General features: G+C 66.9%; 16 protein-coding genes. 11 read left to right on the plus strand and 5 right to left on the minus strand.

The features are described from left to right. The first annotated feature begins 477 nt into the window (after positions 1–477). The 10 genes from istA (at position 478) to ACVTJA_RS25730 (ending at position 8,917) form a co-directional block, all read left to right on the plus strand. Positions 478–1,983 carry an IS21 family transposase gene (istA, locus tag ACVTJA_RS25685; RefSeq protein ID WP_465824713.1) on the plus strand — a complete coding sequence of 502 codons (1,506 nt, stop codon included), beginning with the start codon at positions 478–480 and terminating at the stop codon, positions 1,981–1,983. Continuing rightward, on the plus strand, positions 1,980–2,741 hold the full coding sequence (gene istB / locus ACVTJA_RS25690) for an IS21-like element helper ATPase IstB (RefSeq protein WP_465824711.1): 762 nt from the start codon (positions 1,980–1,982) through the stop codon (positions 2,739–2,741). The genes istA and istB overlap by 4 nt, the downstream gene beginning before the upstream one ends. Positions 2,742–2,879: 138 nt before the next feature. After that, positions 2,880–4,682: a Hint domain-containing protein gene (locus ACVTJA_RS25695; RefSeq protein WP_465839968.1), complete on the plus strand. Its 1,803-nt coding sequence runs from the start codon at positions 2,880–2,882 to the stop codon at positions 4,680–4,682. 19 nt (positions 4,683–4,701) lie between these two features. After that, complete coding sequence (locus tag ACVTJA_RS25700) at positions 4,702–5,238, plus strand: hypothetical protein (RefSeq protein ID WP_465839969.1); 537 nt, start codon at positions 4,702–4,704, stop codon at positions 5,236–5,238. Positions 5,239–5,991: 753 nt separating this feature from the next. Continuing rightward, positions 5,992–6,378: a hypothetical protein gene (locus ACVTJA_RS25705; protein WP_465839970.1), complete on the plus strand. Its 387-nt coding sequence runs from the start codon at positions 5,992–5,994 to the stop codon at positions 6,376–6,378. Between the two features lie 54 nt (positions 6,379–6,432). Beyond that, positions 6,433–6,729: a hypothetical protein gene (locus ACVTJA_RS25710; protein ID WP_465839972.1), complete on the plus strand. Its 297-nt coding sequence runs from the start codon at positions 6,433–6,435 to the stop codon at positions 6,727–6,729. Between the two features lie 32 nt (positions 6,730–6,761). Beyond that, positions 6,762–7,211, plus strand: a complete 450-nt coding sequence (locus ACVTJA_RS25715; RefSeq protein ID WP_465839973.1) for an NlpC/P60 family protein — start codon at positions 6,762–6,764, stop codon at positions 7,209–7,211. 36 nt (positions 7,212–7,247) lie between these two features. Then, on the plus strand, positions 7,248–7,865 hold the full coding sequence (locus ACVTJA_RS25720) for a hypothetical protein (protein ID WP_465839974.1): 618 nt from the start codon (positions 7,248–7,250) through the stop codon (positions 7,863–7,865). A gap of 23 nt (positions 7,866–7,888) precedes the next feature. Further along, complete coding sequence (locus tag ACVTJA_RS25725) at positions 7,889–8,080, plus strand: hypothetical protein (protein ID WP_465839975.1); 192 nt, start codon at positions 7,889–7,891, stop codon at positions 8,078–8,080. Between the two features lie 126 nt (positions 8,081–8,206). Continuing rightward, positions 8,207–8,917 carry a DNA-methyltransferase gene (locus ACVTJA_RS25730; RefSeq protein ID WP_465839976.1) on the plus strand — a complete coding sequence of 237 codons (711 nt, stop codon included), beginning with the start codon at positions 8,207–8,209 and terminating at the stop codon, positions 8,915–8,917. A 362-nt stretch (positions 8,918–9,279) separates the two neighbouring features. Here ACVTJA_RS25730 and ACVTJA_RS25735 read toward each other — a convergent pair whose 3' ends face one another. From ACVTJA_RS25735 to ACVTJA_RS25750, 4 genes are all read right to left on the minus strand, one after another. Further along, entirely contained in the window at positions 9,280–9,849 is a 570-nt protein-coding gene (locus ACVTJA_RS25735; RefSeq protein ID WP_465839977.1) for a hypothetical protein, read from the minus strand. A 10-nt stretch (positions 9,850–9,859) separates the two neighbouring features. Next, entirely contained in the window at positions 9,860–10,678 is an 819-nt protein-coding gene (locus ACVTJA_RS25740) for a zinc metalloprotease (RefSeq protein WP_465839978.1), read from the minus strand. A 498-nt stretch (positions 10,679–11,176) separates the two neighbouring features. Beyond that, a complete protein-coding gene (locus ACVTJA_RS25745; RefSeq protein WP_465839979.1) occupies positions 11,177–11,299 on the minus strand; it encodes a hypothetical protein in 123 nt (40 codons plus the stop codon). A 605-nt stretch (positions 11,300–11,904) separates the two neighbouring features. Further along, a complete protein-coding gene (locus tag ACVTJA_RS25750) occupies positions 11,905–12,774 on the minus strand; it encodes a hypothetical protein (protein WP_465839981.1) in 870 nt (289 codons plus the stop codon). 410 nt (positions 12,775–13,184) lie between these two features. On the opposite strand from ACVTJA_RS25750, the gene ACVTJA_RS25755 reads away from it, so the two are divergent. Then, complete coding sequence (locus ACVTJA_RS25755; RefSeq protein WP_465839983.1) at positions 13,185–13,481, plus strand: DNA methyltransferase; 297 nt, start codon at positions 13,185–13,187, stop codon at positions 13,479–13,481. 250 nt (positions 13,482–13,731) lie between these two features. On the opposite strand, the gene ACVTJA_RS25760 is transcribed toward ACVTJA_RS25755, so the two are convergent. Further along, positions 13,732–14,040 (minus strand): hypothetical protein, encoded by a 309-nt coding sequence (locus ACVTJA_RS25760; protein ID WP_465839985.1) that lies wholly within the window; start codon positions 14,038–14,040, stop codon positions 13,732–13,734. Positions 14,041–14,335 lie beyond the last annotated feature (295 nt).

Here is a 14,335-nt window from a genome sequence, read left to right on the forward strand (position 1 = left end):
CGCGGGAGGCTGCGCGTGGAGTCGCTGCGGTTGGCGGTGTGCGGTCGGCCGGAGTGCCGACGGCTGTTTCAGCTGTGCACCGGATGCGACCGGGGCCAGCGCTACTGCGAGCGGGCCTGCGGCAGGAGGGCGCGCGCGGAGTCGGTGCGTGCGGCCGGGCGGCGCTACCAGCGCACGCGGGACGGGCGGCACGCCCACGCTGCGCGCCAGGCTGCATACCGGGAGCGACGCAGGAAAGTGACGCATCAGGCTCCCCCGGAGGCGGCTCACGAGGCGACGGTGCCACTCGCGCCGGTCCAGGCCACCACGCAGGTGGCCTCGGAGCCGAGCGCAGCGAGGCCCCCTCCGCATGCACTGCCGCCTTCTCCCGCCTGCACGTTCTGCGGGCGCCAAAGCCCCTTCCTCCGCCACACCACCTTGGCGCGCACCCGAGTGGGCCCGCGTTGGCGGCGCGGCCTTCCGTGAGGAGGTGGGCGGATGATTGCCCCGGAGGTACGTGCCCGCATCCGCCGGCTGCACTACGCGGAGCACTGGCCGGTGGGCACCATCGCCACGGAGTTGGGCCTGCACCACGACACCGTGGAGGCGGCCCTCGAGGACGTGCAGGTGGCCCCTGCCGATAGGAGCACGGTGAAACCCACCGTGCTGGGCCCCTACACGGACTTCATCGACGCCACCCTCAAGGCCCACCCGCGCCTGAGGGCCACGCGCCTTTTCCACATGGTGAAGGCCCGGGGCTACCCGGGGGGCTACGAGCAGGTGAAGCGCTACGTGCGGCGGGTGCGCCCTGGGCCCCAGGCCGAGGCCTTCCTGCGCCGCTGCACCCTACCTGGCGAAGAGGCGCAGGTGGACTGGGGCAGCTTCGGCAAGGTGCAGGTGGGGCGGGCCTCCCGGACGCTCTCCTGCTTCGTGCTGGTGCTGGGCCACTCGCGCGCCATGTACGCACGCTTCTTCCTGGGGCAGACGATGGAGTGCTTTCTGCAGGGCCACGTCCAGGCCTTCGAGGCGCTCGGGGGCGTGCCTCGCAGCCTCCTCTACGACAACTTGAAGTCCGTCGTGCTGGAGCGGGCCGGAGACGCCATCCGCTTCCACCCCCGCGTGCTGGAGGCCGCCGGGCATTACCACTTCGCGCCCAAACCCTGTGCCCCCTACCGCGGCAACGAGAAGGGCAAGGTGGAGCGCACCATCCGCTACCTGCGCGATTCCTTCTTCGCCGCTCGCAGCTTCCACGGCCTGGACGACCTCAATCGGCAGCTCAAGCGCTGGGTGGACGAGGTGGCCCACCAGCGTCGGGTGCCCGGCGACGCCTCGGGCCGCACGGTGGCCGAGGCACTGGAAGACGAGCGTCCCCGCCTGCTGCCGCTGCCCGCCCACCCATTGCCCACCGACGTGGTGCGCCCCGCCTCCTCCGGCAAGACGCCCTACGTGCGCTTCGACGGCAATGACTACTCGATTCCGGATGGCCTGGTACGCCGTCCTCTCACGCTGGTGGCCTCTGCCACCACGGTGCGCCTGCTCGACGGCGCCCAGCAGGTCGCCTCGCACGTGCGCAGCTGGGACAAGGGCGCCCTCGTCGAGGACGCCCAGCACCTGGCCGCGCTGGCCAGGAAGAAGGCCCACGCCCACGAGCTGCGCGGACGGGACTTGCTGCGCGCCCGCTGCCCACGCGCCGACCAGATGCTCCAGGCGCTCGCCGACCGCGGTGACAACCTCGGCAACCACACCGTGAAGCTGCTGGCGCTAGCAGAGCGCTACGGCGCCGCGGAACTGGACGCCGCCCTGGCCGAGACGCTCGAGCGCGGCGCACTCGGGCCCGCCTCCGTCGCCCACGTCCTCGACCAGCGACGCCGTCAGAAGGGGGCGCCTCCGCCGCTGCCCCTGGTGCTGCCAGATGACCCGCGCGTGCGTGAGCAGCGCGTCCCCCAGCATTCCCTCAACGCCTACGACGCCCTCCTCGAGGGCGACCCGGAGCAAGCACCATGATGCCCCTGAAAGAACGTCTCACCGCCCTCGGCCTGAGCCACACCAGCGACGCACTCGATGACCTCATTGCCATGGCCACCAAGCGCAGGTGGGGGCCGACCGAGCTGCTGGAAGCCATCGCCGAGGAGGAGACGAAGGACCGGGCTCGTCGCAGCGTGGAGCGGCGCCTGTCACGCAGCAAGCTCGGCGCGCTCAGGACGATGGCCGACTTCGACTGGGGCTGGCCCAAGCGCATTGACAGGCCGGCCGTCGAGAGCGCCCTGGCCCTGGACTTCATGGCCCGCCCCGCCAATGTCGTCCTTGTCGCCCCTCAGGGATTGGGCAAGACGATGATTGCCCAGAACATCGCCTACAACGCCGTGCAGGCTGGCCACTCCGTCCTCTTCACCACCGCCTCCCAACTGCTGCTCGACCTGGGCAGTCAGGACTCCGCCAGGGCCCTGGACCGGCGCCTGAAGCACTACTGCACCCAGGCGGGTCTGCTCGTCATCGACGAGATTGGCTACCTCTCCTACGACGCCCGGAACGCGGACCTGCTCTTCCAAGTGGTGTCGCGCAGGTATGAGAAAAAGCCGATTGTCTTGACGACCAATCTGCCGTTTTCGGAATGGACCACCATCTTCCCCAACGCCGCGTGCGCCATCGCTCTCATCGACCGCGTCATCCACCACGCCAGCATCATCAGCATTGAGGGCGACAGCTACCGCCGACGCGTGGCCGAGGAGTCCCGCGCCGAGCGCAAGGCCAAGAAGGGCTGACCCCCTCCGCGTCCCACTGCGGCCAGCCGGCCCCGCTCTCCCGCTCCGCGGTGGGGGCGGGGCCGAGCTGCATCCGATGACCAGATTTCCGCGCTCCGCGATGACCGCCAACATAGCTGGCGCGTCCTCGGCGGCGCCGTGGCGGCGGACCCGGACACCGTCACCATGGCGGTGCAGGACTTGTCCAACGTCACCACGGGGGCCGTGAAGACGTCGCTTCTGGCGCCCGCCGCCGTCAGCAGCGACAAGGTGGCGCCCAGCGCCATCGCCACGCAGCACCTGCTGCTGCCCCCGTCCGACAACCTCGTACCCAACGGCTACAGCGAGGCGGGGACGGCGGCGCTGGGCAAGTCCCCGGAGGGCGACTTCCTCGTCGAGGAGCCGGCCAACGCGAAGGAGGGCCGCTGGTGCCGGAAGGTGCCCCTCCTCGACTCGGCCTCCCAGGGCGGGCGCTGGCCCGGAATCAGCTTCACGGGAGGCTACGGAAGCACGGCCTCCAACAAGCTGAAGTGCGCCCCGGGGGACCAGTTCTTCGCCGAGGTGTGGGCGAAGTCCTCGGCGCCGCTCTCGGGTGGCGCGGGCGGGGGGCTCTTGCTGCTCTGGGAAAACGCCAGCGGCGTGTACGCGGGGCAGGCGACGAGCGTCACCCTGAGTGGCCTCACCACCACGTACCAGCGCTACACCCTCACGGGGACGTGTCCGGCCGGGTGCACCGGCGTGCAGCTCTTCTGGGAGCTCAACCCCCAGCCCGCGGACTTCGGCAAAGCCGTCTACTTCGACGCCGTCTCCCTCCGGAGAATGGTGACGTTCGACTTGCTCTCCGCCAACACGCTGAAGACGTCCAACTACGCGGAGGACGGCGACGGCTTCCCGATTGCCGGCGCGAAGCTGGACAACGTGGGCACGGCGCTGAAGGTGGCTTCCGGCAACCTCCAGGTGGGGCGGTACCCGTTGGAGGCCATTTTCTACAAGGGCCTCGTCACCCTCGACGGCCCGGGCCCCGGAAACCGCTGCTTCTACCGGGGCAACAACACCGGCGCGGTGCGGGGTGGGGCGCCCAACGTGGACAGGGTGCGGGTGGAGTGCGCGGACAACATCTCCACCGCGTCGCTGTCCTGGGCGAAGTGGAGCCTCTTCTTGGAGCCTCAGTCGCTGGACGACAACCTCGACGGCATGCGCCACGCGCGCGTCGAGTTGTGGGTACGCGAGCCGCAGAACACGGGCTTCCGACAGGCCGTCATCTACGTCCCGCTGACAGACAGGGTGTACCGGGACGCCACCGAGGCCTCGGCCAACAACGTCGGGGCGACGTCCTTCGACTTCACCTTCGCGGGCAACATCTCCGGGCTGGCGGCCTCCGGCGTCCGCAACTGGTACCTGCTGGTGTCCGTCGTCAACGTGTACGGGGCGAGCGCCAGCAAGTGGTACCTCCCCACCACGACGCGCAACACGGCCTTCAGCTCGCAGTACGCGGCGCCCTTCTCCGGGGCGACGTCGGGCGGGGGCGGTGGTGGTGGAAGCGATGGCGGCGGCTACTGCCCCGCGCCGTGGGAGCCGATTCTCCTCGCGGACGGCGGCGAGGTGCCGGCGGACCTGGTGCGTCCGGGCATGCGCGTCCTCACGTGGCACGAGTCCTCCCTCAAGCCGGACGTGTACGAGGTGGCCGGAGTCTCCCGGGCGCGCGCGCAGCGGTACCGGCTCGTGCTGGAGGACGGCCGCACGGTGGTGGCCTCGCGGCCGCACCCGCTGTACGCGGAGGGACGCGAGTGGACGGCGCTCGCCGACTTGCGGCCCGGGGACGTCCTCCTGGGCGCCCGCCCCGGCCGCGTCCGGCGCGTGGAGCCGGAAGGCGAGGGCGACGTCGTGAAGCTGTCCGTCCACGGGGCCCGCACCTACCAGGTGAAGGGGCTCCTCTCCCACAACGCCAAGCAGCGCGAGTAGCCCGCGCAGGAGTCCCCGCATGTCCCTCACCGCTGAAGAGGTGTACCAGCGCAACGCCATGGAGGCCCGGCGCCGCGAGCTGATGACGCAGCTGGCCCGCGTGCGCGGGTACCTCGACGCCTCGGCTGCGTCGTCGCGGTACTTCGCGCGCATCAACCAGGACACCCAGGTGCAGCGCGAGGAACTGGAGCGGCAGCTGCGGGAGCTGGACGCGGGCGGCGCCGCGGGCCTCACCGACGACTGGGGGAAGTACTCCGCCCTGGAGCTGGCCGCTCAGGAGGAGCGATACGCCGCCAAGGCGGGCTGCTACGACTGGCTGGTGGCACATCCCACGGCCACGCTCGCGGAAGCCGGCGCGGAACTGGAGCGCCTCATGCTGGAGGCGCGCAGCACGGCGGGCCGGCCTTGGCTGCTCTCGCGTGGTGAGGGTCTCGTGCGCGAGTGGCAGGCGAATGCCTTCGCACGCGGCCTCATCCCCGAGGACGACTGGGCGGTGTTCCGGGACTGGCTCCTCGTCGTCGGCAAGGATGCGGCGGTTCGCTCTTCCAGTTGGTAATCGTCACGGGCGCCAGCAGAAGTGGAAGCTCTCGTTTCGATGAACGTAGATAACGCGTACGGGATTTCGCTCGATGTTGCCTGGACCCGCTGAAATGCCTTCGTACTGGGCTTTCAGTTGGTTCCTTTCATATGGGCCACCCGCACGATCATCGATAAGCAACAACGCGCGGAGCTTGGCCTCCGTCTGCGGAAACCGGGACAACTTCCGGAGTTCGGACGCATTGGTGCTACTGCAAAGGTCGCCGCCTCCAAAGCGCGGCCGGAACGCAAACTCAAGCAGGAGCGGGTTCGGCCCCCCAATCCGGAAGTCGACCATGCACTTCGAGCCACAAACGTCAATCGGGTATTGCCTCGTTACGGTGGTGCCTGGGTGACGGAATCGCGTAGTCAGTAAGCCAAAGAGCAATGGATCAACATCCCGCTCACGCTTGGGCCGGCCGCTGTATGCCTGGAGCAACTCCAAAGTCGTACGGGATACATCCATCAGCTCCGAGATGTTCGATTGCACCGGCTCAATCAACATAGGTTCACCATGGACGCATCAGCTCACCAACAGCTTCGCTGGGATGAGGCCAGAGGCTGATGTGAGGGCGAGTGGTGCGGCAGTGTGAAATGAACTCACTCACTTTACAGGCTGGACGGGGTTCCCGCACGGAGTACTGAGCAGAACACGCGCCATCACCGGACGCCGTCCACGCTCAACCGGAAACTCCGGCGGCATGAGCGCTCCCCTCCGCACGTGGTGCGTCCCGTGACGCCCACTCCCGAAGTCGCCATCCTCTTCCTGGCGGTGAGCCAGCTCATCGTTCCGCTGCTGAACGGCCTCCTGGCCCGCCGAGCGACGAAGCACGAGAGCGCGGTGGACCAGGTGCCCCTGCTCGTAGAGCGAATGGGCACCGTCGCGGCGGACGTGAAGGACATCAAGGCGGACATGCGGCGGGTGGCCGAGCACGAGATGCTGCTGCGCGAGGTGGACCTGCGCCTCAAGGCCCTGGAGAACTGGCAGGTGGAGGCGCGTCCCCAGCTCGCACGGGCTGCGAGCGAGGCCCACCTGCTCATGGGCGAGCGCAGCGCCCGGCAGATGCAGCACGCCGCCAACGTGGTGGCCGCGCGCGACGCCGGCCGCGACGGCACCTGAGCTTCACCGCCGTGCGCTCGGCGCCGGCACCACCCGCAGCCCCCGAGGAGTCACATGCAGCCTGCCGCTGAAGTCCGCACCGAGAAGGCCATGCCCGTCGATGAGTTCCGCGGCCACGCCGAAAAGGAGTTGGCGCGGAACAACAAGAACCCGGAGTCCATCGCCATTCTGCTCCGTCATGCCATCCACCCGCACGGGTACGCGCTGGCCTTCGAGTACATGCGCGTCTGCTCCGAGCTCACCGGCGAGCCCCTCAACAACGAGGGTGTCTGGGAGCGCGGTGCGAAGGGCGAGCTGTGGCTTCCCGAGGCGCTGGAGGTCCACCAGCGCGCACTCGCGGCCCAGCCCTGACTCTCCCTCCCGCTTTTCCTTCCGGAGCCCCCATGCCCAGCTCGCAGCGCGCCGCCTTTCTCGCTCTCGTCCTTCAGCAGATGCATTCCCCGTACAGGTGGAGTGCGAAGGGCGCCCGGGATGACGTCACCGGGCAGCGCCTCTTCGACTGCTCCGGCCTTGTCACGTGGGCACTGCACCAGGTGGGCGGGCCGGACTGGCGGGCTACCCACAACACGGACCGGCTCTGGGCGGAGTGCGCGCCGGTGCTCGCCACTGGAGAGCTGCTGCCCGGGGACCTCGTGCTGTACCACCGCGCTGGCGCTCCCGACGACGCCGAGCACGTCATGGTGCACGTGGGCGGGGGCGTCGTGGTGGGTGCCTCCGGAGGTGGTCGGGCCACGCTCACGCTTGCCGACGCCGCCGCGCACGTGAAGGCCTTCCCACACTTCGGGTACCGACCGGACCTCATGGGCTTCCGCCGGCTGCCCTTCACCTCGTAGCCCCGCTGTTCCCTCGCAGTCCCCTGGAGTCCTCGCATGAAGAAGACACTCACCCTCGCCGCCGTCCTCGCGGTGGTACTCGCCGCGCCGGTGGCCCTGGCCCAGGACGGCAGCGTGCCGCCGGAGCCCACGCTGAAGTCCATCGTCCTGTCCGCCCTCGTCACCGCCACGCCCGTGCTGGCCACCGCGCTCGCGGGCCTTCTGGCGGCCGCCCTCGTCGCCCTCACCAAGAAGCTCCAGGCCCAGGCCGGGGAATCGAAGCTTGCGCAGGTGGCCACGCGCGCCAGCATGCTCGCGGAGGGCGTCGTCCGGGACATCGAGGTGACGCTGAAGCCGAAGCTCGAGGCGGCGTCCGCTGACGGCGAGCTCACCCCGGCCGAGCTGAAGCAGCTCAAGGACGAGGCCCTCGCGGAGCTGAAGCGCAGCCTGGGCGAGCGGGGCCTCGCGGAGCTGCAGGAGGTGCTCAAGCTCACCGCCGGCAGCGTGGGCGTGTTTCTCTCCGGGCTCATCGAGGCGGCCTTGGACCGCATGAAGGCGAGCCGGTCCACGTCCACGGCGGACGAGGTGGTGGCGGCGGCGCTCTCGATGGGCGCCATCGGCAGCCAGGCGGCGCTGGCCCCGGTGGCGTCGGGCCCTCAGACGCCCCGCGGGTAGCTGTCGCCGCGGGGCTCTCCCGAGTGCTGAATGACGTTCCCGTGCGCAGCGGGTACGTGGAGGCCCAGGCCGGCGTGTCCTCCCTCACCGGCGCCTACGCGCGCCTGGAGGGTGGGGCGCGGCTGCGCAGCAACCTGGGGCTCTTCGGCTTCGCCGAGGCAAACGCGCGCGAGCGCATGGTTGGCGCTGGCATGAGGTGGACGTTCGGTTGGTGAGGCGTTCGCGACGAAGTCAGGCGGCCCGCCCCGGGTACCCGGAGCGGGCCGCCGTGCTTTCGGCATCGCACGTGCAATGCGCTTGAAGTCGCAGTCCTACCCAACGCGCAAAACGAGCACACGCACATGAAGCCCTACTTCGAGTCCGACACCGTCACCCTGTTCCACGCGGATTGCCGCGACCAGCTTCTGGACCTCCCGTCTCAGTCCGTGGACCTTTTGCTCTCGGACCCGCCCTACGGAATGGCCTTCGAGGGGAAGGGTGAGCACTCCGCCCCCATCCGTGCGGACGGTGCGCGCCAGGGCGTGCGCGTGCTGCGCCAGGCGCTCACCGCCGCCGGGCCAGCGCTGAAGCTGGACGCGCACGCGTTCCTCTTCTGCCACTGGGCCTCGTGGCCAGACTTCTACGACGCGGTGGCCGCGCACCTGCGGCTCAAGGGCGCCCTGGTGTGGTGGAAGGACCGGGGTGGCTCCGGCGACTGCACCGGCTCCTTCGCGCCCGATTACGAGGTGGTGCTGCACGCGGCGGGGCCGAAGCGCCGGCGGCTCGCAGGAAAGCGCCGCGGCGCCGTGCTCGCGGGATTCCCTCCGGTGCCGCCGCGCCAACGCACGCACCCCACCGAGAAGCCCGTGCCGCTGCTGGCGCACATCGTGGAGAAGGCCTGCCCCGAGGGCGGCACAGTGCTGGACCCGTTCGCGGGAACGGGCGCTACGCTGGTGGCGGCAGTGCAGCTCGGCCGCCGCGCGGTGGGCATCGAGCTCGAGGAGCGCTATTGCGAGGTGGCGGCCCGCCGTGTGGAGCAGGCGCTGCGTGAGGGGCCGGGCCGCTCGGCCTGACGCGGAGGGCAGGGCGGCTGCTACTCGCGGCTGCCCTTCACGGCCAGCTCGGACACCAGGTGCAGAGGCCGCGCAACTCCCTTGGGGTATATGCCTGCCCCTGCCGCGCTCCCATCAGGCGCGCGGCAGGGGCCTGGGCCTCTTGGCTGTCTTGAGCTGTCTTAAGCCTCAACACCCCGCGGACTGGGGTGGCCCTCGCGCCGGGGCCAACCTCGCACATGCCGTGGGAAAGCCCAGGTGCTCCAGAATCGCCCGCACCCCTGGTGCTCCTTTCACGTACGCCAAGCCCCGTGCTCGCCTCCTCCGCACCTGCTTGGCGGAGCGGCGCCGTGTCAAGGTTTAATCAAATTACCTGAACGGTGTTAGCGCTCTGGCTCGACCGCGCACTGTTTGCTCGCATCAAGCGCAGCGCGAGCGGCGATCGAAGACGAAGCCCGCGGATCCTTCGCAATTGACTGCAGGCGCGCTTGCGACCGCTTCGTGCACACGAGCCCCAACCCCCTGATGGCAGCGTCACGCCAGCGATTGACCTGCTTCGCATCCTCGTTGAGCCGGAACTGTTCCTCGGACTCGGCGAGCAGTTGCTCGGTCCGCTCCGGACCGATTGCCTCGCGCCCATTCGCCTCCAGCCAGCGGCGCCGCATTAGCCAGCGCTCTCCGAGCGACGACTGGAGCGCTTCGCGCTCCTCAAGGGTGGGACCGAACTCAAATGCCTCCCATAGCGCCCTCTCAAGCACCGAGCCCGCCGAAATCATCTGCTTGTTGAGGGAAGCTTTGCCGGTACTGCCGGTGCTGCAATCCTGGCGTAGCCAGCGCGTGAGGAGACGCTGATGGTCTGGCCTGAGCGCCGAGAAGACCGGCCGGTCAGCGGCGTACGCCGGACCGACAGCGAGGTGGAAGAAGACAATCAGCAGCAGTTGCATCGTGCGCATGGAAACCTGCCTAATTAGGAGGGAAGGTCGCTCCGTCGGCCCAGATCCGCTTGTCGGCCTTCGGACAGCGGCGGGTCGTGGTGCTGATGTTGCAATCGTCTCGGAGCGGCATGTTGGGGCGCAGCGAATAGACTGCGGTCGACCGAATCGCGGAGATGCTGCGGATATGCGCGCGGAACGCTTGGCCCTCGGAGAGAAACTGTCGCGTCCCGCCGTTCGACATCATCACATTGGTGCCGTCGAAACGTGAGTCACCGTCGACATGGTCGAGCGCGAGGCAGTGGCCTATCTCGTGTGCCAGCAGGCCAGGCGCGGCGTTCTGGCCCACCGCCACGCTGTCTCCATGCGCAACCTCGCCGAGACCATTGCCGGTGCCGCCGTTCACTGCCGGAACCCAGTAGATGTTGAGACGCCCGTTCACGTGTCCGATGGCCGTTTCCAGTTGGGCGAGGTTGGTGACGTTCTGAAAGTCCGGCGCATTCACGTTTTGCGTCGCATCGCGCAGGTCCAACTGATTCCAGTCGAGACCGACCCGCTCCTGGTCGAGGAGGGCTCCCGCCTGGATGGCGGCACTCAGCGCCTCCACGGCCTGAACGCCGAACGTGTTGGGGGCGGTGACAACCCAGATGGTGACCGGCACGCGGAAGGTGTTGGTCATGCTGGCGCTCATATGGTCGGGGCGGGGGCTCCACGGCGTCGAGACGAGCGTCGGCGCGCGCCCGGACGCGAATGCGATGACCTCGTTCGCCTGCGTCGAGGATCTGAGCTCGCCGACGTCGAACGTTGTGTTGGGAGCAGTGCCAGTGAGCGCGAATGCGAGGTCATCCACCTGGGCGCCGGTCGAGCGTAGACCGTCGACACAGATCCCGACCTGGGCGTTACCGGGGGAGTTCGTAGCTCTGAAAACGTCGTTCCCGCCAACGGGGCAAGTTTCCGAATCAATGCGGCAAGGGGTCCATCGGCCGTTGATGCATTCCCGCTCGCCAGCACATCCCTCCTCATCGAAGCAGTCCGTGGTAGAGCCATCCCTGCACCCGGCATATGCAATTGACGGCGCCATAGCGGATGTGAACATGACGGCGAAGACGGAAGACAACTGGATCCACCGCAGAGGACGGTTCATGGACATTCCCGAGTCGCCAGTAGGCGAGGCACTCACCCGTGCACGCACGCGGCATTGATGTCGTTGATGCGGCTAATTCCACATACGCTATCGCGCTGCCAGAGAAGTGCACATGGCCTGAGCGCCGAAGCCATGGCCCAGCAGTCTCAGAGGATGTTGAAACGCATAAGAGGGCTGGGGGCTCTGTTGAGGAGGAGGGAGGGTTCAGATGGGCCGAGAAGGGCCGCTGACGGGGCCGCCCGAGTTGTGCTCCCGGGCCAGCTCGAAGACGAGCTCGTTGACGAGGGCACTCACCCGGGGCTCCGTGGCCCGGGGGAGCGCGGGCACGTATCAAACGGGCTCCTCGCCGCAGGCGTGTCCAAGCCCTGAATGAGTTGGCGTCCACTCCCGGCTAACTTGCCACCCTCCGGGCTGTCGCCGCTGTCCTCCAGTTGTCGCGGAAGGCCCCGGAACATGCAGCTATCACGGCTTCTTTCGACTTAACTCGACCTTTGCCGATAGTGGTGGATCATTGGGATCGGCTCTCAGCACGATCGTCCCAGAGAAAGAATCTCCTTTGAACGTACCATCCACGTTCTCCCAAGGACTCTCCCATCTCCCTCTGACATCCGTCCTCACCCCAATTACTGAGTGCGTCTCGATATATTCAAGAGTAACAGGATTTTGATGGCTCACACTCACAGACAACACGCCATCCCTGTCCTCTATAGTGAACATAATGCCTGCACTCTGCATTCCCTCGCGCGAAATGGTCCCGACCCAAGTTCCGCTCGCGTCATAGTTACTGGGTTTTTGCGGCTGGCGCGGCGACGCGCACCCAAAGGAGAGCAGCGCTGATAACACAAACACACAAAATAAACGGCCCTTGAGAGGTGAGCCAAGTGCAAACATTGGCGACTCCGGCAATGGCAAATGCTTCGCAAGGATTGAGACTATTCACAGCAATTGCAGAAACGCATCTGGGCTTCTTCAAATGCAGGGCCGCCACGTTTTATCACGCCCACGGAGTACGCGCCTGCAAAGGATTTGCAGGCGTAGCGAAGTATGGTTTGTAGAGAATGCGGGTACGCATCTTCGCATGCCTTAAACAGCCTAGGCGCAAATCCGAAGTCACAGAAATTCTTATCGCTCGTGCAGGTGCTATAGCATTTGTCGTGGTCGTTGCACGCGTCTTTGAAATTGGCATCGCCGAAAGAATCGGGAGCATCATAAGGCGCTCCTTCAGGACCACATCCGTTAAAGCCCGGGGGAATGCGCTGCACGCGGTTTCGGCATTTCGAAAGGTCGGTGATGGGGCTCTTAGGAAGTACCTCGTTGTTAATACAGCACTGCGCCGCCCGATCATAGCATGTGCTCCCACATTCGGCCATGGGAGCGGTATCGCAATACACAGAGACACCCCTGCCTGGAGCAGGCGGAACATAGCGACACGTTCCAGGACACCCATTCGCTTTGCAGGCCGTTCCTGGTTCGCAGGGCCAGTTATAACAAACACCTGGAGGGCCGGGGTATGTTGAGACAGTCGAGCACCCGCTGGCGATGAAATAACACGATTCGCCCATGTATGTGCCGTAAGGCCATGGATTGGAGATAGGTGTCCCCGCGCAACTGCAGACATGAATCGTTCCGGCCGTATACTGCGGCCAATCACTTGTGACAGGGCCGCAATCAAAGAAACATCCGCCGGGCGAGTTGCAGGGGTACTGAGCCCAAGCACGTGCCGGGACAATCAGTACCATCGCCGCAACTGCGTGGAGCAGCACCTTGCGGAAGTTGAGTGTCATACAACGCCACGTGCCCATATATTGCCTTGCTCCCTCTCGTCGCTTTCGAAGTGCTGGAAATCCCCGCCGACAAGCCGTTGCCAGTGAGTAGCTCCCGATGAGGAATCCCGGTCATTTCGAGCTGCGCTTCATGCTCGGAGGCATCCTGGTACGTGACCGAGCGCTCGGAGTAGGTCTTCTGTTCGATCGCAACCGACGCCCCCGTTGCCAGAATGAGCGAGAGCAGGTGCTCGCCGCGGGCAGCCCGAGCTGGGCTGATCCTTGTTCTCTCAATGCTTACGATGCCAGACGCGGACGCACGCTCCAGAGTTCCACATCGCCTCCCTGACGCGGAGCCCGGAGCGTCGCACCTGATACTCCTGTCCCTTCGCAATATGCGCTTGGTTCGTCCGCAACCGAATAAGTATAAAGGACGAGGGATTTGTTGAGTGGTCGACGGGCTGGAGCAGAGAGGTAGGCGCTCGGCGAGCGCCACCCTGGTGCTGCCCCAGCAGTGCACGCACCCCACCGAGAAGCCGGTGCCGCTGCTGGTGCACCTGGTGGAGAAGGCGTGCCCCGAGGGCGGCACGGTGCTGGACCCCTTCGCGGGCACCGGCGCCACGCTGGTGGCTGCGGTGCAGCTCGGCCGGCGTGCCGTGGGCATCGAGCTCGAGGAGCGCTACTGCGAGGCGGCGGCCCGCCGGCTGGAACAGGCGCTGTGGGACGGCCCGGAGCGCGCGGCCTGATGTGTAGGGGAGGGCAGCGGCCACCTGCGGTTGCCCTCCTGTGCTAGCTCGGACACCAGGTGCAGAGGCCGCGCCCCCTTGGGGTACACGCCTGCAGTGCGCGGCAGGACTTTGGCTCTCTTGGCTGTGTCGGCTTGAGCCTCAACACCCTCCAGCCTGGGGTGGCCCTCGCGTAGGGGCCAATCGCGCACTCGCAGTGAGCAACCGAGGTGCTCCAGAATCGTTCTCACCCCTCCTGCTCCCTTCACTATTACCAGTCATCAGGCGAGCGCAGGATCGGAATAGGAACGTGATCGATGAGTAGACCGCTAAATCTTAATTTAATTACTATGCCCCGTTGACCATGACGCCTGTCGGTTCGCGTGATGAGCCACATGGCTCCTACAATAGCAGTTGCAGCATAACGACCTGCCGAGGGAATCAGGCCGATAATGGCGGACACTGGCGATGATGCCGCGTTTATTGCCTCGATCTCTTCGTGCGACAGCTTGATTTTCATCGTGAAGCCAATAAGCGCATCTTTCCAGGGATTGGTGTGTATATCTTTTATTTCCGCCATGGTCCTGCTCGCGAGGCGCATCTGAAATAAATGTATCCGCCCAGCAAATGGGCATGGTGTGGGACGCCTTCTAACTAAAGTAGGCCGGGGCAGCCCTTGACGCATGCGGGAGTGAAAGTCGGGAAGCCGGAGTGGCTGCGGGCCGCCGAGGAGTTCGGGGCCAGCGGGCTGGCGCAGCGTGAGTTCGCCGGGCACTGAGGGCTGCGGCTGAGCACTTTGCAGTCGTGGGGGCTACCGCCGTCGGCGCCAGGTGAGTGCGGTGGCCGAGGTACCGCTTCGGGAGCGGCTTGCCTTC

This window comes from Pyxidicoccus sp. M6, assembly GCF_055568925.1.

Excerpts from the sequence above, each read along its gene's own strand:
- ACVTJA_RS25730 (WP_465839976.1), top strand. The coding sequence starts at position 8,207 with ATGAAGCCCTACTTCGAGTCCGACACCGTCACCCTGTTCCACGCGGAT.
- ACVTJA_RS25715 (WP_465839973.1), top strand. The coding sequence starts at position 6,762 with ATGCCCAGCTCGCAGCGCGCCGCCTTTCTCGCTCTCGTCCTTCAGCAG.
- ACVTJA_RS25700 (WP_465839969.1), top strand. The coding sequence starts at position 4,702 with ATGTCCCTCACCGCTGAAGAGGTGTACCAGCGCAACGCCATGGAGGCC.
- ACVTJA_RS25710 (WP_465839972.1), top strand. The coding sequence starts at position 6,433 with ATGCAGCCTGCCGCTGAAGTCCGCACCGAGAAGGCCATGCCCGTCGAT.
- ACVTJA_RS25720 (WP_465839974.1), top strand. The coding sequence starts at position 7,248 with ATGAAGAAGACACTCACCCTCGCCGCCGTCCTCGCGGTGGTACTCGCC.
- istA (WP_465824713.1), top strand. The coding sequence starts at position 478 with ATGATTGCCCCGGAGGTACGTGCCCGCATCCGCCGGCTGCACTACGCG.
- istB (WP_465824711.1), top strand. The coding sequence starts at position 1,980 with ATGATGCCCCTGAAAGAACGTCTCACCGCCCTCGGCCTGAGCCACACC.
- ACVTJA_RS25735 (WP_465839977.1), bottom strand. The coding sequence starts at position 9,849 with ATGCGCACGATGCAACTGCTGCTGATTGTCTTCTTCCACCTCGCTGTC.
- ACVTJA_RS25750 (WP_465839981.1), bottom strand. The coding sequence starts at position 12,774 with ATGGGCACGTGGCGTTGTATGACACTCAACTTCCGCAAGGTGCTGCTC.
- ACVTJA_RS25760 (WP_465839985.1), bottom strand. The coding sequence starts at position 14,040 with ATGGCGGAAATAAAAGATATACACACCAATCCCTGGAAAGATGCGCTT.